At 54.9% G+C, this 24,775-nt stretch carries 25 protein-coding genes; 12 read left to right on the top strand and 13 right to left on the bottom strand.

The window, feature by feature from the left end; translation table 11 throughout:
* Window positions 1-39: 39 nt before the first annotated feature.
* Window positions 40-1,668 (bottom strand): ABC transporter substrate-binding protein, encoded by a 1,629-nt coding sequence (locus tag V1587_RS10175; RefSeq protein WP_371898376.1) that lies wholly within the window; start codon window positions 1,666-1,668, stop codon window positions 40-42.
* Window positions 1,669-1,938: 270 nt separating this feature from the next.
* Between V1587_RS10175 and yccA the strand changes: the two genes are divergently transcribed.
* Both yccA and tusE read left to right on the top strand, forming a co-directional pair.
* Entirely contained in the window at window positions 1,939-2,598 is a 660-nt protein-coding gene (gene yccA / locus V1587_RS10170; protein ID WP_023335168.1) for an FtsH protease modulator YccA, read from the top strand.
* An 87-nt stretch (window positions 2,599-2,685) separates the two neighbouring features.
* Entirely contained in the window at window positions 2,686-3,015 is a 330-nt protein-coding gene (gene tusE, locus V1587_RS10165; RefSeq protein ID WP_371898547.1) for a sulfurtransferase TusE, read from the top strand.
* On the opposite strand, the gene yccX is transcribed toward tusE, so the two are convergent.
* Genes yccX through V1587_RS10150 form a run of 3 tightly spaced genes read right to left on the bottom strand, consistent with a single transcriptional unit; the run spans window position 3,012 to window position 4,661 of the window.
* Window positions 3,012-3,293, bottom strand: coding sequence for an acylphosphatase (gene yccX, locus V1587_RS10160; RefSeq protein ID WP_371898377.1), 282 nt, complete (start codon window positions 3,291-3,293; stop codon window positions 3,012-3,014). The genes tusE and yccX overlap by 4 nt on opposite strands.
* 11 nt (window positions 3,294-3,304) lie before the next feature.
* Window positions 3,305-4,093 (bottom strand): helix-turn-helix transcriptional regulator, encoded by a 789-nt coding sequence (locus tag V1587_RS10155; RefSeq protein WP_371898378.1) that lies wholly within the window; start codon window positions 4,091-4,093, stop codon window positions 3,305-3,307.
* A gap of 10 nt (window positions 4,094-4,103) precedes the next feature.
* Window positions 4,104-4,661 carry a kinase inhibitor gene (locus tag V1587_RS10150; RefSeq protein ID WP_371898379.1) on the bottom strand — a complete coding sequence of 186 codons (558 nt, stop codon included), beginning with the start codon at window positions 4,659-4,661 and terminating at the stop codon, window positions 4,104-4,106.
* Window positions 4,662-4,835: 174 nt separating this feature from the next.
* Between V1587_RS10150 and rlmI the strand changes: the two genes are divergently transcribed.
* Together rlmI and hspQ are read left to right on the top strand one after the other, a co-directional pair.
* The gene (gene rlmI / locus V1587_RS10145; protein ID WP_371898380.1) at window positions 4,836-6,026 is read left to right on the top strand and encodes a 23S rRNA (cytosine(1962)-C(5))-methyltransferase RlmI; all 1,191 of its coding nucleotides are present in this window, start codon (window positions 4,836-4,838) and stop codon (window positions 6,024-6,026) included.
* A gap of 60 nt (window positions 6,027-6,086) precedes the next feature.
* Window positions 6,087-6,404 (top strand): heat shock protein HspQ, encoded by a 318-nt coding sequence (gene hspQ / locus V1587_RS10140; protein WP_008499919.1) that lies wholly within the window; start codon window positions 6,087-6,089, stop codon window positions 6,402-6,404.
* A 37-nt stretch (window positions 6,405-6,441) separates the two neighbouring features.
* Here the strand turns inward: hspQ and V1587_RS10135 are convergent, their stop codons facing one another.
* Window positions 6,442-6,855 carry a CoA-binding protein gene (locus V1587_RS10135; RefSeq protein WP_193051279.1) on the bottom strand — a complete coding sequence of 138 codons (414 nt, stop codon included), beginning with the start codon at window positions 6,853-6,855 and terminating at the stop codon, window positions 6,442-6,444.
* A 173-nt stretch (window positions 6,856-7,028) separates the two neighbouring features.
* Here V1587_RS10135 and V1587_RS10130 point away from each other — a divergent pair, with 173 nt between their 5' ends.
* A complete protein-coding gene (locus V1587_RS10130) occupies window positions 7,029-7,691 on the top strand; it encodes a DUF2057 family protein (RefSeq protein ID WP_371898381.1) in 663 nt (220 codons plus the stop codon).
* Window positions 7,692-7,771: 80 nt separating this feature from the next.
* The gene (gene mgsA / locus V1587_RS10125; RefSeq protein ID WP_048991031.1) at window positions 7,772-8,230 is read left to right on the top strand and encodes a methylglyoxal synthase; all 459 of its coding nucleotides are present in this window, start codon (window positions 7,772-7,774) and stop codon (window positions 8,228-8,230) included.
* Between the two features lie 83 nt (window positions 8,231-8,313).
* On the opposite strand, the gene helD is transcribed toward mgsA, so the two are convergent.
* The gene (helD, locus tag V1587_RS10120) at window positions 8,314-10,368 is read right to left on the bottom strand and encodes a DNA helicase IV (RefSeq protein WP_371898383.1); all 2,055 of its coding nucleotides are present in this window, start codon (window positions 10,366-10,368) and stop codon (window positions 8,314-8,316) included.
* Window positions 10,369-10,491: 123 nt separating this feature from the next.
* Here helD and V1587_RS10115 point away from each other — a divergent pair, with 123 nt between their 5' ends.
* Together V1587_RS10115 and yccS are read left to right on the top strand one after the other, a co-directional pair.
* Entirely contained in the window at window positions 10,492-10,938 is a 447-nt protein-coding gene (locus V1587_RS10115; protein WP_371898385.1) for a YccF domain-containing protein, read from the top strand.
* A 19-nt stretch (window positions 10,939-10,957) separates the two neighbouring features.
* Window positions 10,958-13,120, top strand: a complete 2,163-nt coding sequence (gene yccS, locus V1587_RS10110) for a YccS family putative transporter (protein WP_371898386.1) — start codon at window positions 10,958-10,960, stop codon at window positions 13,118-13,120.
* On the opposite strand, the gene V1587_RS10105 is transcribed toward yccS, so the two are convergent.
* Window positions 13,077-13,703: a TfoX/Sxy family DNA transformation protein gene (locus V1587_RS10105; RefSeq protein WP_371898388.1), complete on the bottom strand. Its 627-nt coding sequence runs from the start codon at window positions 13,701-13,703 to the stop codon at window positions 13,077-13,079. The two genes, yccS and V1587_RS10105, sit on opposite strands and share 44 nt — an antisense overlap.
* Window positions 13,704-13,920: 217 nt before the next feature.
* Here V1587_RS10105 and sulA point away from each other — a divergent pair, with 217 nt between their 5' ends.
* Both sulA and ompA read left to right on the top strand, forming a co-directional pair.
* Window positions 13,921-14,430, top strand: coding sequence for an SOS-induced cell division inhibitor SulA (sulA, locus tag V1587_RS10100; RefSeq protein WP_371898548.1), 510 nt, complete (start codon window positions 13,921-13,923; stop codon window positions 14,428-14,430).
* 354 nt (window positions 14,431-14,784) lie between these two features.
* Entirely contained in the window at window positions 14,785-15,840 is a 1,056-nt protein-coding gene (gene ompA / locus V1587_RS10095) for a porin OmpA (RefSeq protein ID WP_023311028.1), read from the top strand.
* A gap of 63 nt (window positions 15,841-15,903) precedes the next feature.
* Here ompA and matP read toward each other — a convergent pair whose 3' ends face one another.
* Complete coding sequence (gene matP, locus V1587_RS10090) at window positions 15,904-16,356, bottom strand: macrodomain Ter protein MatP (protein ID WP_008499929.1); 453 nt, start codon at window positions 16,354-16,356, stop codon at window positions 15,904-15,906.
* A gap of 186 nt (window positions 16,357-16,542) precedes the next feature.
* Between matP and V1587_RS10085 the strand changes: the two genes are divergently transcribed.
* Both V1587_RS10085 and fabA read left to right on the top strand, forming a co-directional pair.
* The gene (locus V1587_RS10085; protein ID WP_395314578.1) at window positions 16,543-18,303 is read left to right on the top strand and encodes an AAA family ATPase; all 1,761 of its coding nucleotides are present in this window, start codon (window positions 16,543-16,545) and stop codon (window positions 18,301-18,303) included.
* 68 nt (window positions 18,304-18,371) lie between these two features.
* Window positions 18,372-18,890, top strand: a complete 519-nt coding sequence (gene fabA / locus V1587_RS10080) for a 3-hydroxyacyl-[acyl-carrier-protein] dehydratase FabA (protein WP_008499931.1) — start codon at window positions 18,372-18,374, stop codon at window positions 18,888-18,890.
* A 71-nt stretch (window positions 18,891-18,961) separates the two neighbouring features.
* Here the strand turns inward: fabA and rmf are convergent, their stop codons facing one another.
* The 5 genes from rmf to V1587_RS10055 form a co-directional block, all read right to left on the bottom strand.
* Complete coding sequence (gene rmf, locus V1587_RS10075) at window positions 18,962-19,129, bottom strand: ribosome modulation factor (RefSeq protein ID WP_013097261.1); 168 nt, start codon at window positions 19,127-19,129, stop codon at window positions 18,962-18,964.
* A gap of 255 nt (window positions 19,130-19,384) precedes the next feature.
* On the bottom strand, window positions 19,385-19,951 hold the full coding sequence (pqiC, locus tag V1587_RS10070; protein WP_371898390.1) for a membrane integrity-associated transporter subunit PqiC: 567 nt from the start codon (window positions 19,949-19,951) through the stop codon (window positions 19,385-19,387).
* Window positions 19,948-21,588, bottom strand: coding sequence for an intermembrane transport protein PqiB (gene pqiB / locus V1587_RS10065; RefSeq protein WP_371898391.1), 1,641 nt, complete (start codon window positions 21,586-21,588; stop codon window positions 19,948-19,950). The genes pqiC and pqiB overlap by 4 nt, the downstream gene beginning before the upstream one ends.
* A 4-nt stretch (window positions 21,589-21,592) precedes the next feature.
* Complete coding sequence (pqiA, locus tag V1587_RS10060) at window positions 21,593-22,846, bottom strand: membrane integrity-associated transporter subunit PqiA (RefSeq protein ID WP_371898392.1); 1,254 nt, start codon at window positions 22,844-22,846, stop codon at window positions 21,593-21,595.
* Between the two features lie 13 nt (window positions 22,847-22,859).
* Window positions 22,860-24,767 (bottom strand): ABC transporter ATP-binding protein, encoded by a 1,908-nt coding sequence (locus V1587_RS10055; protein ID WP_371898393.1) that lies wholly within the window; start codon window positions 24,765-24,767, stop codon window positions 22,860-22,862.
* Window positions 24,768-24,775: the final 8 nt, after the last annotated feature.

Raw genomic sequence — 24,775 nt, 5'->3', positions numbered from 1 at the left:
CATCGACGATTTTATCAGCACCGTCTCCCGCGCTCAGGTTTAGTGTTTTTTGATGTACATGTCTTTCGTGTAATAGTACCCCAGCTTATCCGGCGTAAATCCGCCCACCCACGGTTTCACCAGATGCGTGCGGACGTAGTGATACACCGGGATGGCGGGCACATCACGTCCCAGCAGGTCTTCTGCCTGCTGGTAGAACTTACCTCGCTCATCAGCTGTTTTGGCTTTTGCGGCATTGAGCAGCGCCTGGTCATATTCTGGATTGCTGTACTGGCTGGTGTTTTCGCTGTCGCCGGTGCGGAAGTTGTTCAGGAATGTCGCCGCATCGTCGTAATCGGCAATCCACGCGTACCGCACCGCGTCAAAGTTGTGGGTGTGCATGGTATCCAGCATGGTTTTCCACTCCTGATTTTGCAGCTTCGCGTCCACGCCGAGGTTTTTCTTCCACATGGAGCTGGCCGCAATCGCGATGCGCTGGTGCGATTCAGAGGTGTTATAGAGCAGGTTAAAGCTCAGAGGATGGCTGGCGTTATATCCGGCCTCATTCAGCAGCTTTTTCGCCTCAGCGATGCGTTTGTCCAGCGGCCAGCTGGCATAATCCGGGTTCTGGAGCTTAACGCCGCCGATATCCGGCTGGCTGATGAGCCACGCCGGGCGTTGACCCTGCCCTAATACTTTTCCGGCAATGATGTCTTTATCGAGCGCCATGTTCAGCGCCTTGCGCACGCGGGCGTCGTTGAACGGCGGACGGGTGGTATTGAATTCGTAGTAATAGGTCGCCAGCTGAGGTGAAACGTCGAGCTGGCTGCCCAGTGTCTTCTTGAGCTGGGCAAACTGGTTGATCGGCACCGTGTAGACAATGTCAATTTCGCCCGCTTTATAGCGGTTCACATCCGCGGCCTCGGAGGTGATAGGCAGATAGGTCACCTTGTTAATCACGGTATGGTCATTATCCCAGTAGCGCGGGTTGCGCTCCGCCACGATGCGTTCGTTGACCACCCACTGGGATAGCTTATAGGCCCCACTGGTGACGATATGTTCAGGCTTGGTCCACTTGTCACCAAAGCGGCCAATCAGCACTTTATCCACCGGCACCAGCGACGGGTGCGCCAGCATAGCGAGGAATGCCGCGTTAGGCTGCGTCAATGTCACTTCCAGCGTGGTGTCGTTAATGGCTTTCACGCCCAGCGTATCGGGCGCTTTTTTCCCCTGGGCGATATCCGCACCATTTACGATGTGCATGTTGCCAGGATAGCTGGCATATGGTGAAGCGGTTTTAGGATCAACCAGACGCTGCCAGCTCCAGACCACATCTTCCGCGGTGATGGCAGTGCCGTCGCTCCAGGTGATCCCCGGGCGCAGATGGAACGTCCAGACGGTGTTGTCCTTGTTCTCCCATTTTTCCGCCAGTCGGGGCTGAACTTCACCCGACGGGGAAACGCTGACCAGCCCGTCGAATAAATCACTGATAATATTGAATTCGACGTCGCTTTCGACTTTATGCGGGTCGAGCGAAGCGGGCTCATTACCGTTGTTCCTGACCAGTTCCTGCTTATCGGCCAGCTGCGTTCCTGCCGGCACGTTAGCCGCCCAGGTTGCCGTGCTGGCGCACAGGATCCCGGCGGTAAGTAAAGAGAGCGTAAAGCGCGTGCGTGTTTGTGGTTTCATTTCCTTCGCCTTATTGTCTGTTTTTGTGACGATCCGGAAATAACTCTTAGCGGCCTTATGGTAATAACGCAATAATTTTCAGTAACCTATAAGAGGTTGATCTGATTAATCGCGTCAAACCGCTGTTCATACTAGTGAAATGTATTTATTCAGAAGAAACAACCAGCTCCAGCGCTAACCTGCTGAGTAAAGATGGGTAAAACCACTTTGAGACTGGCGCCCCGTTTCCTATTCTTTCCGTTAATTACATCTGTCATAAGAGAGTGACTCATGGATCGTATAATTACTTCCTCACGCGACCGTACATCGCTACTCAGCACCCACAAGGTGCTGCGCAATACCTATTTCATGCTCAGCCTGACGCTGGCGTTTTCGGCAATCACCGCCACCGCCAGTACCGTGCTGATGCTGCCGTCTCCGGGGCTGATTCTGACCCTGGTGGGCATGTATGGCCTGATGTTCCTGACCTACAAAACCGCTGACAAACCGGTCGGTATTCTGTCGGCGTTTGCCTTCACCGGCTTCCTGGGCTACATCCTGGGACCGATGCTGAACGCGTATCTGTCTGCCGGTATGGGCGACCTTATCGGCATGGCCCTGGGCGGCACCGCGCTGGTGTTCTTCTGCTGCTCGGCCTACGTGCTGACCACCCGTAAGGACATGTCCTTCCTCGGCGGTATGCTGATGGCGGGTGTTGTGGTAGTGCTGGTGGGCATGGTGGCAAACATCTTCCTGCAGCTGCCTGCCCTGCACCTGGCGATCAGCGCCGTGTTTATTCTGATTTCTTCCGGCGCGATCCTGTTTGAAACCAGCAACATCATTCGCGGCGGTGAGACGAACTATATCCGCGCCACCGTGAGCCTGTACGTGTCGCTGTATAACATCTTCGTCAGCCTGTTGAGCATCCTGGGCTTCGCCAGCCGCGATTAAGCCACAGCGCTGTGAACCTGGCCCCGCTTATGCGGGGCTTTGTTTTTTGGTACACTGCTGCGGTTTTTGACTGACGCGTGAATGACTATGTTGAGTTTTGAAGGCAAAGAGATCGAGACCGATAACGACGGTTATCTGAAAGATAGTGGCCAGTGGAGTGAAGCGCTGGCAGAAGTGATTGCTGAGAAAGAAGGTATCACCCTCTCCCCCGAACACTGGGAAGTGGTGCGTTTTGTCCGCGAGTTCTACCTTGAATTCAACACCTCTCCGGCTATTCGCATGCTGGTCAAGGCGATGGCCAATAAGTTCGGCGAAGAAAAAGGCAACAGCCGCTATCTCTATCGTCTGTTCCCGAAAGGCCCGGCAAAACAGGCCACCAAAATTGCTGGCCTGCCTAAACCGGTGAAGTGTATTTAGTAGCGAATACCGAAGTTCATATATTCCCGCCCGGGTTGATGCGGTTCTGTTAAGACCCTATCAACCCGTGCGCTGCGCGGCCCGCCCGCCTTCAGCCACGCCACCAGCTTGTCGACCTGCTCCGCTTCGCCGCAGGCGACCACCTCAACGCTGCCGTCATCCATGTTGCGCGCGTATCCCGTTAGCCCAAGCTGCACGGCCTCGCGCTGGGTGCTGTAGCGGAAACCCACGCCCTGAACAACGCCGTGAACCCAGGCAATAGTGCAGACTTTAGACATTCTTCTTCTCCTTAACGTAGCGTTTTCGGTAAACAGCCGTAGTGTTGCCGAAAACGAGCGGTAAAACGAGAGCTGGACAGATACCCACATTGTAATGCGATTTCGCCGATCGGTAATCGGGTTGACTGAAGCTGTGACAGCGCAACGGCCATCCTCACCTCCTCCACAATCTGACGAAAACTTTGTGACTCCTCGCGTAACCGCCTGCGCAGCGTCGGTACGCTTAATGCGAGGCGGCTGGCGACGTCCTGCGCGGTCCAGGCTCTGGCGGGCGACAGCATAATGAACTGTCGCACCTGCTCGGTCAGGTTATTGTTTCGCTCAATAAGCAGCGGACCTGCCACGCCGTCATGCAGCAAGGCCAGCAACAGACCGAAGGCCTGATGTTTTTGCAGCGCCTCCGGTAAATCCTGACGCACGGCGTGCAGCAGGTTATCCCACATAAACGCCAGCCCTTCGCTCAGCGGAGCACAGAGCGAATGTAACGTCGTGCGCGGCCAGGATTTCAGGTAATGCGCTTTAAACTCGGCAACGATCTCCGGCGATAACATCAGCAAATCTGAGTGAAACAGACCGTTTGCAGGCTGATTAATGATCTCCATTGCCGTATTGGCAGGGATAATAATGAGCTCACCCCGGGTTGCCACCAGGCGGTTATCGTCCTGAACAATCACCTTACTGCCGTGAGTGATATGGCAAATCGCCGGAAAAAAGAGTTTAACCTGGTGCAGGCGATGCATTTTGCTGGCAGTCACTTCACCCGCCGTGAGATGTTTATGTCGAAAATGGAACTCCTGCACCCCGCCATCCTTATCTGCTGTAGGTTGCTGTTAACTGAGCCTTTGCCAGAACGTGACTATTGAGCATATAGCCGACCAGCGCGCCGCTGGCATTTTTGTCGACGGGCAGTTTATCCACGTCCAGCGCCCAGACGGTCATCTGATAGCGGTGAGGCTTATCGCCTGCGGGCGGACAGGCGCCGCCGAATCCAGAATAGCCGAAATCATTACGCCCCTGCACAGCGCCAGCAGGTAATTTTTCGCCATTTGGGTTACCCGCATCAGCAGGCAGCGTCATTGTCTTCGCCGGTATATTGGCTACGGTCCAGTGCCACCAGCCGCTGCCGGTAGGCGCATCCGGGTCATAGACCGTGATGGCAAAACTTTTCGTACCGGCGGGGGGATTTGTCCACGCCAGCTGTGGAGATTGATTACCACCGTGGCAGCCAAACCCCTCAAATACCTGCTGCTGCAACAACCGGCGTTCGCCGGAAATATCCCGGCTGGTGAGGCCGAAAGGCGTTACCGCGAAAACCTGAAAACTTATCGCCGACAGAGCGGCTATTGTGATGACACTGCGCTTTTTCATGGGTATTTCCTTTGCTGAACCGGAAGCCCTAAGATAAAGCACGCAACAATGCCCCAATGTGCCTAAGCGATTTGATTTTGTGCCGAAACGCTCAACGGCATCGGCAGATGATTGCGCCTTGCTGAATGTGCTACTCTACGCGCCATTTCCCTGAAATCGACAGAACAGCAAATTATGAGTGTACGTTTAGTGTTAGCCAAAGGGCGCGAGAAATCCTTACTGCGCCGTCATCCCTGGGTCTTTTCCGGCGCGGTTGCCCGCATGGAAGGCAAAGCCAGCCTCGGTGAAACCATTGACATCGTTGACCATCAGGGGAAATGGTTAGCGCGAGGCGCCTTCTCGCCAGCGTCCCAAATCCGCGCTCGCGTCTGGACGTTTGATAAAGACGAAACCATCGACATCGACTTCTTCGTCCGTCGTCTGCAGCAGGCGCAGCAGTGGCGTGAGTGGCTGGCAAAACGCGACGGGCTGGACAGCTACCGCCTGATTGCCGGTGAGTCAGACGGTCTGCCGGGCGTGACCATCGATCGCTTCGGCAACTTCCTGGTGCTGCAGCTCCTGAGCGCCGGGGCGGAATACCAGCGTGCCGCGCTGATCAGCGCCCTGCAAACGCTGTTCCCACAGTGCGCCATTTACGACCGCAGCGATGTGGCGGTGCGCAAAAAAGAGGGCATGGAGCTGACCCAGGGTCCGGTCACGGGTGAACTGCCGCCTGCCCTGCTGCCGATTGAAGAGCACGGCATGAAGCTGCTGGTGGACATTCAGGGCGGCCACAAAACCGGTTACTACCTCGACCAGCGCGACAGCCGTCTGGCTACGCGTCAATACGTTGCCGACAAACGCGTGCTGAACTGTTTCTCCTACACCGGTGGTTTCGCCGTTTCAGCGCTGATGGGCGGCTGTGCCCAGGTGGTCAGCGTGGACACCTCCCAGGAAGCGCTGGACGTGGCAAAACAGAACGTCGAGCTGAACAAGCTGGATCTGAGCAAAGCCGAATTTATACGTGACGACGTCTTCAAGCTGCTGCGTAAATATCGCGACCAGGGCGAGAAGTTCGACGTCATCGTGATGGATCCGCCAAAGTTTGTGGAAAACAAAAGCCAGCTGATGGGCGCCTGCCGCGGGTATAAAGATATCAACATGCTGGCTATCCAGCTGCTGAACCCGGGCGGAGTTCTGCTCACCTTCTCCTGCTCAGGCCTGATGACCACAGATTTATTTCAGAAAATCATCGCCGACGCCGCAATAGATGCTGGCCGTGATGTACAATTTATAGAGCAGTTCCGTCAGGCAGCCGATCACCCCGTGATTGCTACCTACCCGGAAGGACTGTATCTGAAAGGGTTTGCCTGTCGCGTCATGTAACTTGAAAAGAGAAATATTGCCCGCACATAACGTGTAAGTAGTGTTTCCCGGGAGGTGACTATGATTGCCAGCAAATTCGGTATCGGCCAGCAGGTCCGCCACACTTTGCTCGGGTATTTGGGTGTGGTCGTGGATATCGACCCGGAGTATTCCCTTGATGAACCGTCAGCAGACGAGCTGGCGGTGAATGCAGAGCTTCGCGCCGCGCCCTGGTACCATGTGGTGATGGAAGGTGATGATGGACAACCCGTTCACACCTATCTTGCTGAAGCGCAGTTGAGCAGCGAGCTGCAGGAAGAGCATCCGGAGCAACCCACAATGGATGAGCTTGCTCAGACTATCCGCAAACAGTTACAGGCTCCGCGCCTGCGGAACTAAGCGTGTAAAAAAAGCCCGATGAACGGGCTTTTTTTTATTACTTCGCCAGCCCCAGACGGGGGATGTCAATCGCCGGACAGCGGTCCATGACGACCTTCAACCCCGCATCCCGCGCCAGAACGGCGGCCTGCTCGTTAATCACGCCCAGCTGCATCCACAGCGTTTTTGCCCCTACGGCGATAGCGTCCTGCGCCACTTCCCACGCCGCCTCGGAGTTTCGGAAGACATCAACCATATCAATTTTTTCCGGCACGTCAGCGAGCGTGGCATAACCCTGCTGGCCCATTAAGGTTTTCCCCGCCACTTTTGGCGAGACCGGGATGACGTGGTAGCCCTGATCGAGAAGGTATTTCATCACCCGATAGCTTGGACGATCGGGTTTATCGCTCGCGCCCACCAGCGCAATGGTACGCGTGGATGTCAGAATCTCGGCAATATCGTTCTCTTTCATGGTTTTTCTCCTGGCTTTTTTAAAAGTGTACGCCAAACCGCACATCTCAACCATCCATCCCATACCGACGCATGAGGGCAAAACGGCGAAATATGTCTATATGTTAGTAAACATGATTCTCGAAAAATTTAGATACATTAATGCGGCGACAGGATTTCTGACGGGAGCCTTCTATGAAAGCCGGTATTGCCACTGCTCTGATTGCGTTAGTGATGCCGGTCTGCGTTTTTGCTACCACACTCCGGCTCTCTACCGATATTGATCTCCTGGTGCTGGACGGAAAAAAGGTCTCCAGCTCGCTATTGCGCGGTGCCGACAGCATCGAGTTAGATAACGGGCCGCATCAGCTGGTATTCCGGGTGGAAAAATCGATCGGTCTGGCGAATCACGAGCAACGGATGTACATCTCGCCTCCGCTGATCGTCAGCTTTAATACCCGGCAAATCAGTCAGGTGAATATCACCCTCCCTCGTCTTGAAACGGAGAAAGAGTCTGCGGCCTTCGACGCTTCACCCCGCGTTGAACTGCTGGACGGGGATGCGATGCCGATTCCGGTGAAGCTGGATATTCTGGCGCTGACGACCTCACCAAAAGGTCCGGACTACGAGGCCGCGACGCAGACCTATAACAAAGCGGGGAAACGCGCATCGCTTCCGCAGTTTGCCACCATGATGGCGGACGACAGTACGCTGCTATCCGGCGTCTCCGAACTGGACGTCATTCCTCCCCAGTCCCAGACCCTGACGGAACAGCGCCTTAAATTCTGGTTTCAGCAGGCCGATCCCGACACGCGGGCCCGATTTTTACAGTGGGCAAAACAACAACCTTCATCGTAAGCCACATTTTTTACGCCTTTCTCTTGCAGCGTCAGAAGGTTCCCGTCATCGTGTAGGCAGTTAACCTGATGGATATGATTATGGAACTGACAACACGCACGCTGCCTGAGCGCAAACACATTGCTCTTGTGGCGCACGATCACTGTAAACAAATGCTGCTTAACTGGGTTCGCCGCCATCAGTCTTCGCTGGAAAAGCACGCCCTGTCGGCAACCGGCACAACCGGTAACCTGATTCAGCGTGAAACGGGTCTGCAGGTGAATGCCATGCTGAGCGGCCCGATGGGCGGCGATCAGCAGGTCGGCGCGCAGATCTCCGAAGGGAAGATTGATGTGCTGATTTTCTTCTGGGATCCGCTGAACGCGGTTCCGCACGATCCGGATGTTAAAGCGCTGCTGCGTCTGGCGACGGTGTGGAATATTCCGGTAGCGACGAACCTGTCGACGGCGGATTTCATCATCGAATCGCCGCAGTTCAACTCGCCGGTAGATATCCTTATTCCGGACTATCAGCGTTATCTTTCAGAGAGATTGAAGTAGCTTTACGCCCGGCGGCGCTACGCTTGCGCGGGCCTACTGGTTTTGTAGGCCGGGTCAGGCGAAGCCGCCACCCGGCAATCCCGCTACGGTTTTCTCGCCACCGGCACATCAATACTCTTCAAAATATCGACAAACACGGATGGCTCTTCTTTATTAAACAGTAGCCATACGCGATGCCGCGCGCGGGTGATAGCCACGTACAGCAAACGCCGCTCTTCGGCATCCGGGAAGTCTTCCGGCACCGGCAGCAAGGCCTGTTCCATTACCGACTCGCGGGCCGGAGCCGGGAAACCGTCGCTGCCCTCTTTCAGCCCCACCACAATCACATAATCAGCCTGCTGCCCTTTGCTGGCGTGAATCGTCATAAATTCAAGCTGCAGCTTCGGCCAGCGGGTGGCGGCTTTTTCCAGCGCCGCGGGCTTAAGGTGATGGTAGCGGGCCAGCACCAGAATACGTTCATCAGGCTTCGCGTAGCCGCTGAGCTTGTCCAGCAGCGGTTCCAGCTGGTCATCCGCCAGCAGGGTCACGGCTTTTTTATCCCCTGGCCGCAGGCTATTGAGCGGCTTTGCCAGCTGATGCGGGTTCTGCTGGATAAAGCGGTTGGCGATTTCACCAATACGTGAATTGAAGCGGTAGGTGGTGTCCAGATCGCTGCGATCCCCTTCGCCGAAGTAGTGGTGGAACGCGGTTGTCAGGGAGAGCTGCGCCCCGCTGAAGCGATAGATGGCCTGCCAGTCGTCACCCACCGCAAACAGCGACGTATGTTTATTTTGCGCCCGTAGCGCCGAGAGCAGTGCAGCACGCTGCGGTGAGATATCCTGGAACTCATCCACCAGAATATGTTTCCACGGGCTGACAAAACGCCCCTTCTCAAGAATGATGATGGCCTGATGGATCAGGCCGGAGAAATCGACGGCATTTTCCTCTTTCAGCGCGGTTTTCCAGGCTTTCAGCAGCGGAGCCATCAGCTTGACCCGCTTCGAAAACAGATCGCGGATCGCCTCCGGCGCGCTTTCAATCATCTCTGCCTGCGTTCCGCCGTGCATTCGCATCAGGCTGACCCAGCGGTCAAGCCGTGAACCCAGCCGACGCGCCAGTTTATCATCCTGCCAGAAGCTGCCCTCCGGCACCTCCCAGTTGAGTTCCTCCTCCAGCCACTGACGCCACCCTTTCGCCTGCGCCTTTTTCTCACTGCACTGCTGGCGCCACGTTTTGATGAACAGCGCCTGACGCGCCTGCGCGTCGTTTTCCAGCTTACTGATGGAAGGCACTTTTTTACTGCCCTGCTGAATAATATGCAGCGCAAGGGCATGGAAGGTTCTGGCCGTGATATCCCGGGTATGCAGACGCTCCTGGATCCGTTCGTCCATCTCCTGAGCTCCCTTGCGGCCAAAGGCCAGAAGCAGAATTTGATCGGCTACCGCTTCCCCGGTCGTCAGCAGCCAGCCGGCACGCGCCACCAGCACCGACGTTTTACCGCTACCGGCCCCCGCCAGCACCAGCAGCGAATGCTCACCGTTAACCACCGCGCGCGCCTGGGCCGGGTTGAGCGGAGAGGACTCCACCGAATTGAAAAAGTCGGCGTATTGGGTGAGCATGGCGTCCGTCCACGCCTGATTATGGGCGAGACGGCTTTTATCCTTATCATTCAGCCAGGCCTGACACTGGCGCCAGGCGTCGCGACAGTTGTCAAACTCGTCGAGACGCGTCACGGAGATCGGCAGTGCCGAGAGTGCCTGTCGGATCTTTTGCTGCAGCCCGGCGGTCTGCTGACGAGTGAGCCACGAATGCTGCGCGTTGCTTTGCGCGATATCGTCCAGCACCTGCTGGAGCACCTGGGCGGCAATCACGCTCATATCCTGGCTCCACTGCTGCCAGAGCGCGTTCAGGTGATGGTGGAAACGCTGGGTTTCCGCCCACTCGGTGCCGTGAAGACGCACGACTTTATCGTCAGGCAGAACGAACTCCAGCTCGCCCCATACCAGCCCGCGTTTGCAGTGGATAGCCAGAAGCTGATTAAACGGAATAAGGTATTCGTGGCGTTCCCCGGAGACTTTCACCCCGGCATTAAGGAGAACAACCCTGTCGTAAGGGTGTTGCGCCAGGCGTTTGCCTAACGACGTTGCTTTCAGTTCCATGTTCCGCCAAATCCACGAAGAGATAATTTACCTGACAGTTTAACTGCCAGTTTTAAGGTGCTCCAGCCTAAAAAAACGTTACAATCATTGGGCGTTAATTTTATCGAAAGGAAGTGAGGGTTTATGCGTACCGTTCTGAATGTGTTGAATTTTGTGCTGGGCGGTTTTGCCACCACCCTTTCCTGGCTTTTTGCCACGCTGGTGAGCATCGTCCTGATTTTCACGCTTCCCCTGACCCGTTCCTGCTGGGAAATCACAAAACTCTCCTTAATCCCCTACGGGAATGAAGCCATCCACGTTGACGAGCTGAATCCGGAGAGCAAAAGCGCCCTGATGAATACCGGCGGAACCCTGCTGAACATTCTGTGGCTGATTTTCTTCGGCTGGTGGCTGTGCATCATGCATATTTTTGCGGGGATTGCGCAGTGCATCACGATTATTGGTATTCCGGTGGGGATCGCGAACTTTAAGATCGCCGCTATCGCCCTTTGGCCCGTCGGGCGCAGGGTTGTTCCGATCGAAGTGGCCCAGGCGGCGCGTGAAGCAAACGCTCGTCGTCGTTTTCAGTAACTAAGGACCGGCCGCGTTTATGCTAAGCCCACTGCTTCGCCGTTATACCTGGAACAGCACCTGGCTATACAACGTCAGGATATTTATCGCGCTTTGCGGCACGGTTGCCCTGCCCTGGTGGCTTAATGATGTCAAGCTCACCATCCCACTCACGCTGGGCGTAGTGGCCGGGGCGCTGGCGGACCTGGACGATCGTCTGGCCGGGCGTTTACGTAACCTGGTTATTACGCTCGTCTGCTTTTTTATTGCCTCGGCGTCCGTTGAGCTGCTTTTCCCATGGCCCTGGCTGTTTGCCCTGGGGCTCACGCTCTCAACCAGCGGGTTTATTTTGCTGGGCGGCCTTGGGCAGCGCTATGCCACCATCGCTTTCGGTGCATTGCTGATCGCCATCTACACCATGCTGGGCGTTTCCCTGTACGACCAGTGGTATCAGCAGCCGGTTCTGCTGTTGCTGGGCGCCATCTGGTATAACCTGCTGACGCTAACCGGTCATTTAATCTTCCCGGTTCGCCCGCTGCAGGATAACCTTGCCCGCAGCTTTGAGCAGTTAGCCCACTATCTGGAACTGAAATCCCGCCTGTTCGACCCGGATATCGAAGAAGAAAGCCAGGCTCCGCTCTACGATCTGGCGCTGGCAAACGGCCAGCTGGTCGCCACCCTTAACCAGACAAAAGCCTCTCTGCTTACCCGTCTGCGCGGCGATCGCGGTCAGCGCGGAACGCGAAGGACCTTACACTACTATTTTGCCGCCCAGGATATTCATGAACGCGCCAGCTCTTCGCACGTTCAGTATGCCGCCCTGCGCGAGAAGTTCCGCTACAGCGACGTGATGTTCCGCTTCCAGCGCCTGCTGTCCATGCAGTCCCAGGCGTGCCAGCAGCTCTCTCGCTCTATTCTGCTACGCACGCCCTATCAGCATGACCCCCGCTTTGAACGCGTATTCAGCCACCTTGATGCGGCGCTCGACCGCGTACAGGCCAGCGGAACGTCACCGGAGCACATCAAAGCGCTGGGCTTTCTGCTGAACAACCTGCGGGCGATTGACGCGCAGCTGGCGACCATTGAGTCCGAACAGGCGATGGCGGTGCCGGGCAGTGAGGTTGAAAACCAGCTTGCTGATGACAGCGTCCACAGCGTCAGCGATATGTGGCTACGGCTGAGCCGCAACTTTACGCCGGAGTCGGCTCTCTTTCGCCACGCGGTAAGAATGTCGCTGGTGCTGTGCGTGGGTTATGCCTTTATCCAGATAACCGGGCTGCACCACGGCTACTGGATCCTGCTGACCAGCCTGTTCGTTTGCCAGCCAAACTATAACGCCACCCGACACCGTCTTGCGCTGCGTATTATCGGCACGCTGGTTGGCGTCGCGATCGGCCTTCCGGTGCTCTATTTCGTCCCCTCCGTTGAAGGTCAATTGATCCTGATCGTGATCACCGGCGTGTTGTTCTTCGCGTTTCGCAACGTGCAGTACGCCCATGCCACCATGTTCATCACGCTGCTGGTGCTGCTCTGCTTTAACCTGCTGGGTGAAGGGTTTGAAGTCGCCCTGCCCCGCGTGATCGATACCCTGATTGGCTGCGCGATTGCCTGGGCCGCGGTCAGTTTTATCTGGCCGGACTGGCGTTTTCGCAATTTGCCGCGCGTGGTAGACAGGGCGATGAACGCCAACTGTCGATACCTTGACGCTATCCTTGAGCAGTACCACCAGGGGCGCGATAACCGCCTGGCTTACCGGATAGCTCGTCGCGATGCGCATAACAGCGATGCAGAACTGGCCTCCGTTGTCTCTAACATGTCAACGGAGCCTCGCGCCACGGCGGAGATTCGTGAGACTGCGTTCCGCCTGCTCTGCCTGAACCATACGTTCACCAGCTATATTTCGACGCTGGGGGCCCACCGTGAGAAACTCACTAACCCGGGTATTCTCAACCTGCTCGATGACGCCGTCTGCTATGTTGATGACGCGCTTCATCACCGACCGGCCGATGAGCCGCGCGTTCAGCAGGCGCTGGATGAACTGGCTCAACGCATTGCGCATCTAGACCCTGGAAACGACAGCAAAGCGCCGCTGGTACTTCAGCAGATAGGCCTGCTTATCGCTCTGCTGCCTGAAATTTGCCGGCTGCAACAGCAAATCGCTACCTGGAGGAGTGATTCTCCTGTGGCTCAGGCAGCGCATTAAACCACTCCGTCAGCTCCCGGCGAATGCCTGCCGGGAGTGCCGCCTCATGCAGCCCTTCGATGGCCCCTTCCAGCGCGAAGAGAACTTTAATACTGAGCGCTTTGTTGTTTGCCCGCATCTTTAGCCAGCTCGCTCTGGCACCCAGCGCCCGGAGCGTTTCCTCGTTGGTTATGCCTGCTTCAAAGAGCAAGACCTCAAGCTGAAAGGTTAGGTTTGGCAGATCCTTAAGGCGGTTTCGCTGATGTCGCTGATAGCGCTCTTTTCTTGCCGCACTGAGCGCAAACGAGGAGAGCTGAAGCAATCGCTCCCTGTCCTGCCATAATCCGTCATCCACACGATAATAGTTGAGCAGCACCGGGCGACCTCGCTTCATCAACGTCAAAAAAGAGGAGGCATTTTTTACACAGTATTTTGCACTCTCCTCACAGGCCCGAAGATAAAGTTCGCCATCAGAAACCATGGCAAAAACCGCATCATCCACCGCGAGGGTGTAGCCTCCAAACAGCGCGCGATGATGGATCTCGCCCAACGGGGAGAGGTATTCCTGGGATTTATAAATCCGTTCATAAGATATCTTTTTCATGATATTTCCCTTAAAAATCAAAACGTAACAACGAAATTTCTTACTAGCGGATCCGTTAGCAGGAAAATAGGCAACTTATCGCCGTTGAGCAAGATGAATTTTCGAGGGGCATCAAGATTGAATGAATTTTGCGAGTCGCTTTCCGAAAATGAGGTTGATCTTTGGGCACACAGGGGTTACTGTATATTCATACAGTAACCACAGGGCTGGAATGAATATGCACACTTCAGGCTATGCAAATCGCGCAATCTCTCTCTCTTCTGCAGCAGGCAATGTCCCGCAGAATTCCGTCGAGCGTGTTTCCACAGGGCTTATCAGTGAAGTGGTTTATCGTGAAGACCAGCCCCTGTTGACGCAACTTCTGTTATTGCCGCTATTACAACAGCTCGGTCAGCAATCGCGCTGGCAGCTTTGGCTCACGCCTCAGCAAAAGCTGAGCCGCGAGTGGGTTCAGTCCGCAGGCCTTCCGCTCACCAAGGTTATGCAAATTAACCAGCTCTCGCCTTGCGATACCGTTGAGTCGATGATCCGTGCGTTACGCACCGGAAATTACAGCGTGGTGATTGGATGGTTACCGGAAGAATTGACGGAAGAGGAACATTTCCGTCTGACTGAAGCAGCTGAAGAAGGGAATGCGATCGGGTTCATTATGCGTCCTGTTCGATCGGATTCTTACCGCAGAGGACAACTTTCTGGGCTAAAAATTCACTCGAATTTGTATCATTGAGTGAAATTAAGATTTTTCCTGGAATTTTTTTTGACTACAAGATGACGCTAAAGTTCCCTGACTGAAAATTGCGGCAAGGCTTGTCTGGTGCGGTTCTCCTTAATTTTATTGCACAAAATTCGTTCGAAAAATGTTAAATAATCGGTATACGGAACTTTTTTTTTCATATGCCTGACGGACTTCACACTTGTAAGTTTTCAGCTACGTTGTAGACTTTACATCGCCAGGGGTGCTCGGCCTAAGCCGAAGATATCGGTAGATTTATATTTGACCACGCCCCCCGGTGAAGGATTTAACCGTGATTCTCTTCTGAGACTTTCATGGCGAATTTTGGATGATAACGAGGCGCAAAAAATGAAAAAGACAGCTATCGCGATTGCAGTGGCACTGGCTGGCTTCGCTACCGTAGCGCAGGCCGCTCCGAAAGATAATACCTGGTATGCAGGTGGTAAACTGGGCTGGTCTCAGTTCCACGACACCGGCTGGTACAACAGCAGCCTGAACAATGATGGCCCAACTCACGAGAGCCAGCTTGGTGCAGGTGCGTTCGGTGGCTATCAGGTTAACCCGTATGTTGGTTTTGAAATGGGTTACGACTGGTTAGGTCGTATGCCATACAAAGGCGACACCATCAACGGCGCTTTCAAAGCACAGGGCGTTCAGCTGACCGCTAAACTGGGCTACCCAATCACTGACGATCTGGACGTGTACACCCGTCTGGGCGGCATGGTATGGCGCGCAGACTCCAGCAACAACATCTCTGGCGACAACCACGATACCGGTGTTTCCCCAGTATTCGCTGGTGGCGTTGAGTGGGCTATGACCCGTGATATCGCTACCCGTCTGGAATACCAGTGGGTTAACAACATCGGCGACGGCAACACCGTTGGTGTTCGTCCAGACAACGGCATGCTGAGCGTAGGTGTTTCCTACCGTTTCGGCCAGCAGGAAGAAGCAGCACCAGTTGTTGCTCCAGCGCCGGCTCCAGCTCCAGAAGTACAGACCAAGCACTTCACTCTGAAGTCTGACGTTCTGTTCAACTTCAACAAAGCGACTCTGAAACCAGAAGGCCAGCAGGCACTGGATCAGCTGTACACCCAGCTGAGCAACCTGGATCCTAAAGACGGTTCTGTAGTGGTTCTGGGCTTCACCGACCGTATCGGTTCTGACGCTTACAACCAGAAACTGTCTGAGAAACGTGCTCAGTCTGTTGTTGATTACCTGATCTCTAAAGGTATCCCAGCTAACAAGATCTCCCCACGTGGTATGGGCGAATCTAACCCAGTTACTGGCAACACCTGTGACAACGTGAAAGCTCGCGCTGCACTGATCGACTGCCTGGCTCCAGATCGTCGCGTAGAGATCGAAGTTAAAGGCATCAAAGACGTTGTAACTCAGCCAGCGGCATAAGTTATCGTCTTATAAAAAAACCCCGCCATGCGGGGTTTTTTATTTTCTGCAGAAAACTAGAATCTATTTTTTACCCAACAGGGCCTGAAGGTCGTTCTTCAGCGTCGACATCTGATTGGCGTACTTCTCTTTATGTTCGGCATCCTCAATCAACTGCACGATGGTTTCCGACAGCGTTTTGCCCCGGCGTTGCGCCAGCCCAGCAAGGCGTTGCCAGACAACGAACTCCAGGTCGATTGATTTTTTGCGAGTGTGCTGATGCTCAGCGTTAAAATGCCGTTTGCGTCGCGCGCGGATAGTTTGCTTCATCCGGTTTAATAACGCAGGATTGATGTGTTTCTCAATCCAGCCGTTAACCTGTACCGGTTCATTTTCGAGGGTCAGCAAAATATCCACGGCTTCTTGCGCAGCGCTGGCTTCGATGTAGCAGGTGATCAGCTCCCCTTCACGGTGCTTTTTGACCAGGTACTTCCATTTCCAGCCGCTTTCGAGATTTTCCAGTTGTTGATATTTCATTGCGATCTCAGTGTTACCACGTAACTATGTTCAGAATATCAGTTTTTTAGCAATCTGCTGAAAAGAAATCATAGCCTGTGATTGAATGCAGCCAATCACCCTGTCGAAATCCCCAATCCTGCTTGGGTACAGCCCCCCGCTTACGGTATACTCCACGCTTTTACATCTGACTAAAAAACATCAACTTTGACCATTACGAAACTTGCATGGCGTGACCTTGTTCCGGATACCGAAAGTTACCAGGAACTGTTTGCACAGCCCAAACTCGCAAAAGAACACGAATTCATCCTTAGCGATACGCAGCCTCGTTTGCATTATGCGCTGGAGCAGGTGTTAAGCCCATGGGCAACAGCGCCCTTTATGCTGCTCAAGGCCCCGGAAGAAGCGGAATACCTGACGCTGCTCGGGGATGCCGTGCGCCAGCTGAAGCCGGAAGCGAACGCCGTTTTTGGCGGCCAGTATCGTATTGCGGGACATGATGTCACTTTCGAGCCAGCGGCGCAGGCCGATGGCCGTTTTGCCGCTAAGGGAGAAGTGATTACCGCTAACTGGGTCGAGGCGGAACAACTCTTTGGTTGTCTGCGCCAGTTTAACGGCGAACTTTCGCTGCAGCCGGGGCTGGTACATCGCGCAAATGGTGGTGTTCTCATCATCTCGCTGCGTACCCTGCTCTCGCAGCCGCTGCTGTGGATGCGTCTGAAAACCATCGTCCACCAGCAGCGTTTCGACTGGGTCGGCTACGATGAGTCTCGTCCCCTGCCTGTCTCGGTTCCGTCTATGCCGCTGTCGCTAACCGTCGTGCTGACGGGTGACCGTGAATCGCTGGCGGACTTCCAGGAAATGGAGCCTGAACTGGCTGAGCAGGCGGTGTATAGCGAATACGAAGACAATATCCAGATTGCCGATGCCGACGATATGGCACAGTGGTGCCAGTGGGTGATGGCCGTTGCCGAACGTTTTGCGCTGCCAACGCCTGCGGCTGACGCGTGGCCGGGCTTAATCCGCGAAGCGGTACGCTACACCGGTGACCAGGAAACGCTGCCGCTTTGCCCGCTCTGGATCGGCAAACAGCTGCGTGAAGTGGGTGTGATCAGCGGTAACGGGGCGTTCACCGGAGAACAGCTCACTCAGATGCTGGCTCAGCGCGAGTGGCGAGAAGGCTATCTTGCCGACCGTATGCAGGATGAAATTCTGCTCGAACAAATCCTGGTGGAAACCGAAGGCGAACGCGTCGGGCAGATCAACGCTCTGTCGGTGATTGAATTTCCTGGCCATCCGCGCGCGTTCGGGGAGCCGTCCCGTATCAGCTGCGTTGTGCATATTGGCGATGGCGAATTTACCGATATCGAACGGAAAGCCGAGCTGGGCGGAAACATTCATGCGAAAGGCATGATGATCATGCAGGCGTTTTTGATGTCTGAACTGCAGCTTGAGCAGCAGATCCCCTTCTCCGCCTCGCTGACGTTTGAGCAGTCCTACAGCGAAGTGGATGGCGATAGCGCCTCTATGGCCGAGCTGTGCGCCTTAATCAGCGCCCTGGCAGAAGTGCCCATCAATCAGAACATTGCGATCACCGGTTCGGTAGACCAATTCGGTCGTGCCCAGCCAGTGGGAGGCCTCAACGAAAAAATTGAAGGCTTCTTCTCTATCTGTCAGCAGCGCGGTTTAAACGGCAAACAGGGTGTGATTATTCCTGCTGCCAACGCACGCCATTTGAGCCTCAGTCAGGATATTCTGGATGCAGTTGAGCAAGAGCAATTCGCCATCTGGGCCATCGAAGGGATTGAGGATGCACTACCCTTACTGACAAATCTGGTTTGGGATGGCGAAGGGCAAACCACCCTGATGCAGACTATTCAGGAGCGCATTGCTCAGGCGACACAGCAGGATGCTCGTCATCGTTATCCATGGCCGTTACGCTGGCTGGGCTGGTTTAGTTCGAACTGATCGGACTTGTTCAGCGTACACGTGTTAGCTATCCTGCGTCCTTCACTAAAATAAGGCTTACTGAGAACATGGTAGATAAACGCGAATCCTATACAAAAGAAGATCTTCTTGCCTCTGGTCGCGGTGAACTGTTTGGCGCAAAAGGCCCACAGTTACCGGCCCCGAACATGCTGATGATGGACCGTGTCGTGAAAATGACCGAAACCGGCGGCAACTTCGATAAGGGTTACGTAGAAGCAGAACTCGATATCAACCCGGACCTGTGGTTCTTCGGTTGTCACTTTATCGGCGATCCGGTAATGCCTGGCTGTCTGGGTCTGGATGCGATGTGGCAGCTGGTTGGCTTCTATCTGGGCTGGCTGGGCGGCGAAGGTAAAGGCCGCGCGCTGGGCGTAGGCGAAGTAAAATTCACCGGCCAGGTTCTGCCTACAGCGAAGAAAGTGACCTATCGTATTCACTTCAAGCGCATCGTTAACCGCCGCCTGATTATGGGCCTGGCAGATGGCGAAGTGCTGGTCGATGGTCGTCTGATCTATAGCGCAAGCGACCTGAAAGTTGGCCTGTTCCAGGACACTTCAGCTTTCTGATCGTGCTTTTCGCACCACCAGAAAGGCGAAACCTCCGCATTGCGGAGGTTTCTTTTTTGAAAGAGACGTTATCAGGCTATGAGTGCCCTGTCGCCGATGGCTTCTCGCCAGCCTCCAAGCCATTGTGACCTTTGATTTATCGTCTGATAAGGACACATTTCTTTAGAACGTCCAGCGATGCCGGCCTGATAACCACGTTGATGAGCCCGTTCCAGGCGATCTCGTTTCTGTCTCTTCATGCCTCGTTTCCCTCATTCTTTTGTCTGGTGGAAAGAAAACAGTGTCTGCACTAAATGCACAGGCACAGATAACGAATACCCCGAATTAGTCGCAGCGTCAATGTTCAAAATTCATACGGGTGTAATATTTGTGAGGTACCTGGAAGTTCATTTGTACAAAAATTGTGACGTGGCACAAGTAACAATCTGAACTGAAAACGAAAAAAAACCGCAATCAGCGACAGGCCAACTGCGGTTTTTGATGATGAATTTTACTTATGGCAACCGGGAGATTTCCCTTGCGATGCTGGCCGACTCCTGTGCCCAACCCTGAGCCAGAACTTTCACCATTTCATCATAACCGTCTTTCTGCTGCTTCAGCTCCAGATGGAAAGGACGCTTAATCAGCTGCCCCTGATGATTCAGCAACCACTCCCCGCTGATCACCACCGCACCGTCATAACGGCCGTGGAAGCCCGTGACCGTGACGTTCAGAGTATCCTGGTCGTTACCCAGCGGCTGCGACGCGACAACCCAACCCGGAAGCTGGCTGCCCAGATTGGCCACCAGCGTGTTTCGCAGCTGCTGATCCAGCGGGCTGGCCCACAGGTTGTTCGTCGCAATCACGTATTTAACGTCGCTGGTCTGATAGACCACGCCGTTTCCTGCCAGATAATCCGGCACGGCAACCTGCTCAACCCACAGCTGACGGTTTCCCTGACTCGCCGTGCTTTGCCCGCCGCTGTGGGTCTCCACAGGCAGCTGATAGTAGCTTTTATTCTCTACCCCTGAACTGCACGCCGTTAACAGCAGAGCGCCAACCATCAATAGCCACTTTTTCATTGTTTTGCCCTCTTCGGCTCAGGATCCTTTTTATCTTTCGCTTCGAACACCAGCGCATTGCTCTTCTCGTTGAGCGTTTTCAGAACAGGCTGCAGTTCACGCAGGACCTGATCAAGACGCTGCATATCTGCCACCATCTTGTTATAGGCCGCTGAGCCCGGCTGGAAGCCCTGCATACTGCGGTTCAGCTCACGCAGCGTTTTCTGCATGTCCTGAGGCAGCTGCTGCATGCTCTGGCTCGCCGTGATCTTGTTGATATTATCCAGCGTGGTTTGCAGACGCTGCATTGTCTCCTGGCTCTGATGTAACGACCCGGTCGCCGCTTCAATCATCGGATTCAATGGCAGATTGTTAATCTTATCCAGCGTTTCCATCAGACGCTGCTGGATCTGGGCCAGACCGCTGCTCACCGTTGGAATGATCTTGTAGCCACCGAATTCACGGATACCGGTAATCGGAGGCGCTTTTGGATAGAAGTCCATGTCCACGTACAGCGCACCGGTCACTAGGTTGCCGGTTTTCAGCGACCCGCGCAGACCGCGTTCCATCAGCTGGGTGATATGAGTAGCGATATCCTGATTTTCACCAATCTGATTAAGCAGACGCTCCGGTTCAATGCGGATCAGCACCGGAATGCGGTAATCATCATCCAGCACCTGCTGAAGGCCCGGGACGAAGAACGGCACTTGCCCAACCGTACCGAGACGAATGCCGCGGAACTCAACAGGCGCCCCCGGCTGCAGGCCGCGAACGGAGTCTTTAAAGAACATCAGGAAGTCAACGTGATCGGTATAGAGCGCATCCTGAATGCTTTTTTGATCGTCAAACAGACGGAAAGCGGTGTTCTCTGCAACCGGCTGACCCAAGTCCAGCCCTTCCGGCACGTCAAAACTCACGCCGCCGCCAAACAGCGTGGTCAGCGAACCCATCTCAACGCGCATGCCTGCCGAGGTCAGATCCACCGCGATCCCGCTGTCTTTCCAGAAGCGGACGTTGCTGGTGACCAGGCGATCGTTTGGCGCATTGATGAAGAGCTGATAGCTGATCGCGCGTTTCTGCGGATCAAACGTGCTTTTCTCAACCGACCCGACGCGGTAGCCGCGGAACAGTACCGGGTCGCCCGCCGTGAGCTGACCTGCTTTTTTGCTGTCTAGGATCACGCGGATACCCTTGGCATCAGGCGGCGCAAGCGGCGGTGAGTCCAGAAGCTGGTATTTGGCTGGCTGGTTACCCTTAGCGCCGGGCTGCAGCTCAATGTAGGCGCCAGAAAGCAGCGTCCCTAAGCCGCTGATCCCTTCACGCCCCACCTGCGGCTTAACGACCCAGAAAACGGAATCGCCATGCAGCAGTTTTTCCATGCCGGCATTAAGGCGCGCCTTAATTTCCACATGGGTTAAATCGTCGGTCAGGGTTGCGCTTTCGACCACGCCCACGTCCACGCTACGGCTTTTGATGGTCGTTTTACCGCCCTCAATCCCCTCGGCATTGGTGGTTATCAGCGTGACTTCCGGTCCCTGATGGCTGTAATGATAAAACAGGATCCAGGCACCGATCAGCGCGGTCACGATGGGAAAAATCCACACCGGCGACCAGTTTTTGACCTTCTGCACTTTCGCCTCTCCACTCTTATTTTCCATGCTCTTACTCTTCCTCATGGCTTGATTCAGGCTCACGATCCCACGATAAACGAGGGTCGAAGGTCATGGCCGCAAACATGGTCATGATCACAACCAGTGCAAACATTAAAGCCCCCATCGCGGGATAAATACTCATCAAACCGCCCATCCGCACCAGTGCAGAGAGAACGGCGATGACAAACACATCAATCATTGACCAGCGTCCGACAAACTCGACCACTTCATAAATCAGGTGCATGCGCTCGCTGTCGCGTTTCCCATGACCTTTCGCATCCCAGCAGAGCCAGGCGATGGCAATCATTTTTAAGGTTGGCACCATAATACTGGCGATAAAAATTACGCCGGCGACCGGATAAGAACCTTCGCCCCAGAGCAATATCACCCCGGCCAGGATCGTGGAGGGCATTTTGTCGCCGAGCAAATCGGTGATCATGATTGGCAGAATATTGGCTGGCAGATACAACATGACGGACGTGACCAGCAGCGCCATCGTCCACTGCAGACTATTTTTACGGCGTACGTGACCTTTCGTTTCGCAGCGCGGACAAACGTCGAGATCGGCGGGCAGCACGGCGGTGCAGCATGGGCAGGAACGCAGCCCCTGGCGAATGCCGGGCAACCCGACCTTCACCTTCTGTGCAAGCGTCGGTGCCGGAGCGATATCATCCCACGCCCAGCGCCTGTCCACGCACTGGAATGCGCGCAGCTGCAGGACGCAGTAAAGGCACCACGGAATAAAGCTGCTGCCGATCCCCACGTCGCCGTACGCCATGAGCTTCACGAAGCTGACCAGAATGCCTGCCAGAAAGATCTCGGCCATGCCCCAGCTTTTAAGCTGAAAAAGGATGCGCGCGAGCCTGATTTTCAGCGATGCCGGCATCCTGACGCGGTTGACCAGCAAAAGGATAACGACCAGGCAAAAAGCCGGGACTATCTGAACAAACAAGAGAAAAAAGGTGCCGAGACTGGCGTAATCTTCCGAGAACATCACGCCCGGGATTTCAAGCAAATCCACCTGGCTGGTTATCCCTCCCACCTTCATATAGATGAAGGGGAAGAGATTGGAGAGCAGCAGCATGAACAATGCTGCCAGAGCGTAAGCAGTGGGACGCTGCCGCGGCGCGTCCCACTCGGTTGTCAACGTTGCGCCGCAACGTGGACACAGGGCTTTATGTCCGTGACCAAGCTCTGGCAACGCCACGAGCATATCGCATTGCGAGCATAAAATATGCCTGTCGGCATGGTGCTGGTCACACATATGTTATCCCTGTTTATGCGCCGTTTTTCAGAGACTCAAGGTACTCCCAGCGCTCAAATGCTTCTTCCAGGGCTTTTTCAGCCGCGGACAGTTCTGACAGTACTTTCTGAGTATAGTCATGCGATTGGGTAAAGAATGACGCATCAGCAACCTGTTTTTGCAGATCTTCAAGCGCGGCCTCCAGCTCTTCCAGACGCTGCGGTAGTCCCTCCAGTTCGCGCTGCAGGTTATAGCTTAGTTTAGCCGAGGTTTTCTTGACAGTTTCTGCTTTTGTTACAGTAGGTTCAGAACTTATTTTGGACTTTGCCTGTTTCTGCGCCAGAGACTGCGATTGCTGCCCTTTGGCATCGTGATAACCGCCGACATATTGACCAATTCGCCCTTCACCTTCGAAGATCCAGCATTCGGTTACGGTGTTATCCACGAACTGACGATCGTGGCTAACCAGCATCACGGTCCCCTGATAACCGTCAATCAGCTCTTCGAGTAATTCCAGCGTTTCGACATCCAGGTCGTTCGTTGGTTCATCGAGAATTAACAGGTTACTTGGTTTCAGGAACAAACGCGCCAGCAGAAGACGGTTTCGCTCACCGCCGGATAACGCACGGACTGGCGTCATTGCGCGTTTCGGATGGAACAGGAAGTCCTGCAGATAGCCCAGCACGTGGCGCGGTTTGCCGTTTACCATCACCTCTTGCTTGCCTTCGGCGAGGTTATCCATCACTGTGCGGTCCGGATCCAGCTCCGCGCGGTGCTGGTCGAAGTAGGCCACTTCAAGCTTAGTCCCGCAGTGAATGCGGCCGCTGTCGGCCTGCAGCTGGCCCAGCATCAGCTTCAGCAGCGTGGTTTTACCGCAGCCGTTCGGGCCGATAAGCGCAATTTTGTCGCCGCGCTGGACCTGAGCGGAGAAATCTTTCACCAGTACTTTGCCATCAACCTGATAGTTGACGTTTTCCATTTCGAAGACAATCTTGCCCGAACGGGACGCTTCTTCCACCTGCATTTTGGCGCTGCCCATCACTTCACGGCGTTCGCTACGCTCACGACGCATTGCCTTCAGAGCGCGCACGCGGCCTTCGTTACGTGTACGGCGGGCCTTGATGCCCTGGCGGATCCACACCTCTTCCTGCGCCAGCTTGCGGTCGAACTCCGCATTCTGCAGTTCTTCCACGCGCAGGTTTTCTTCTTTCTCAAGCAGATAGGTGTCGTAATCGCCGGGATAGGTAACCAGCTTGCCGCGGTCGAGATCGACAATACGCGTCGCCATGTTGCGAATAAACGAACGGTCGTGCGAGATAAAGATGATGGTGCCGCTGAAGGTTTTCAGGAAACCTTCCAGCCAGTCAATCGCTTCGATATCCAGGTGGTTCGTCGGTTCGTCCAGCAGCAGCACCTTGGGCCCGCTGACCAGCGCGCGGCCCAGGGCCGCTTTACGCAACCAGCCGCCGGAAAGCGCCGACAGTTCCATGTCCGCTTCCAGACCAAGTTGGGCCAGAACCTCGTTAATGCGGTTTTCAAGCTGCCACAGACCGTGGTGATCGAGCATCTCCTGCACTTTCGCCAGTTCGTTGAGGTTTTTGTCGCTCGGGTCGGTCATCACCAGATGCGAAATCTCGTGATAGCGCTTCAGGTATTCGGCCTGCTCAGAAATGCCTTCCGCCACGAAATCGTAAACGCTGCCGGTCACGTGACGCGGCGGATCCTGCTGGAGGCGGGAGACGATCAGATCCTGCTCGTAAACGATGCGGCCGTCATCCAGCCCCTGTTCGCGATTAAGGATTTTCATCAGCGTGGATTTACCCGCGCCGTTACGGCCCACCAGACAGACGCGCTCGTTATCTTCGATATGCAGCTCTGCATTATCGAGAAGCGGCGAGTCGCTGAAAGAGAGCCACGCGCCGTGCATACTAATTAAAGACATTTATATTT

It is taken from the genome of Enterobacter sp. ECC-249 (assembly GCF_043965265.1).
Classification (GTDB): Bacteria; Pseudomonadota; Gammaproteobacteria; order Enterobacterales; family Enterobacteriaceae; genus Enterobacter; species Enterobacter quasiroggenkampii.
Note: the sequence above shows the minus strand (reverse complement) of the source record. Positions and strands in the feature narration are given on the sequence as shown.

Bases quoted from the DNA above. Each gene is read 5' to 3' on its own strand.
- pqiA (WP_371898392.1), bottom strand. From the start codon at position 22,846: ATGTGTGACCAGCACCATGCCGACAGGCATATTTTATGCTCGCAATGC.
- V1587_RS10130 (WP_371898381.1), top strand. From the start codon at position 7,029: ATGAAAGCCGGTATTGCCACTGCTCTGATTGCGTTAGTGATGCCGGTC.
- mgsA (WP_048991031.1), top strand. From the start codon at position 7,772: ATGGAACTGACAACACGCACGCTGCCTGAGCGCAAACACATTGCTCTT.
- V1587_RS10175 (WP_371898376.1), bottom strand. From the start codon at position 1,668: ATGAAACCACAAACACGCACGCGCTTTACGCTCTCTTTACTTACCGCC.
- V1587_RS10115 (WP_371898385.1), top strand. From the start codon at position 10,492: ATGCGTACCGTTCTGAATGTGTTGAATTTTGTGCTGGGCGGTTTTGCC.
- yccS (WP_371898386.1), top strand. From the start codon at position 10,958: ATGCTAAGCCCACTGCTTCGCCGTTATACCTGGAACAGCACCTGGCTA.
- yccA (WP_023335168.1), top strand. From the start codon at position 1,939: ATGGATCGTATAATTACTTCCTCACGCGACCGTACATCGCTACTCAGC.
- tusE (WP_371898547.1), top strand. From the start codon at position 2,686: ATGTTGAGTTTTGAAGGCAAAGAGATCGAGACCGATAACGACGGTTAT.
- ompA (WP_023311028.1), top strand. From the start codon at position 14,785: ATGAAAAAGACAGCTATCGCGATTGCAGTGGCACTGGCTGGCTTCGCT.
- V1587_RS10135 (WP_193051279.1), bottom strand. From the start codon at position 6,855: ATGAAAGAGAACGATATTGCCGAGATTCTGACATCCACGCGTACCATT.
- rmf (WP_013097261.1), bottom strand. From the start codon at position 19,129: ATGAAGAGACAGAAACGAGATCGCCTGGAACGGGCTCATCAACGTGGT.
- yccX (WP_371898377.1), bottom strand. From the start codon at position 3,293: ATGTCTAAAGTCTGCACTATTGCCTGGGTTCACGGCGTTGTTCAGGGC.
- V1587_RS10150 (WP_371898379.1), bottom strand. From the start codon at position 4,661: ATGAAAAAGCGCAGTGTCATCACAATAGCCGCTCTGTCGGCGATAAGT.
- matP (WP_008499929.1), bottom strand. From the start codon at position 16,356: ATGAAATATCAACAACTGGAAAATCTCGAAAGCGGCTGGAAATGGAAG.
- rlmI (WP_371898380.1), top strand. From the start codon at position 4,836: ATGAGTGTACGTTTAGTGTTAGCCAAAGGGCGCGAGAAATCCTTACTG.
- sulA (WP_371898548.1), top strand. From the start codon at position 13,921: ATGCACACTTCAGGCTATGCAAATCGCGCAATCTCTCTCTCTTCTGCA.
- hspQ (WP_008499919.1), top strand. From the start codon at position 6,087: ATGATTGCCAGCAAATTCGGTATCGGCCAGCAGGTCCGCCACACTTTG.
- fabA (WP_008499931.1), top strand. From the start codon at position 18,372: ATGGTAGATAAACGCGAATCCTATACAAAAGAAGATCTTCTTGCCTCT.
- helD (WP_371898383.1), bottom strand. From the start codon at position 10,368: ATGGAACTGAAAGCAACGTCGTTAGGCAAACGCCTGGCGCAACACCCT.
- V1587_RS10055 (WP_371898393.1), bottom strand. From the start codon at position 24,767: ATGTCTTTAATTAGTATGCACGGCGCGTGGCTCTCTTTCAGCGACTCG.
- V1587_RS10105 (WP_371898388.1), bottom strand. From the start codon at position 13,703: ATGAAAAAGATATCTTATGAACGGATTTATAAATCCCAGGAATACCTC.
- pqiC (WP_371898390.1), bottom strand. From the start codon at position 19,951: ATGAAAAAGTGGCTATTGATGGTTGGCGCTCTGCTGTTAACGGCGTGC.
- pqiB (WP_371898391.1), bottom strand. From the start codon at position 21,588: ATGGAAAATAAGAGTGGAGAGGCGAAAGTGCAGAAGGTCAAAAACTGG.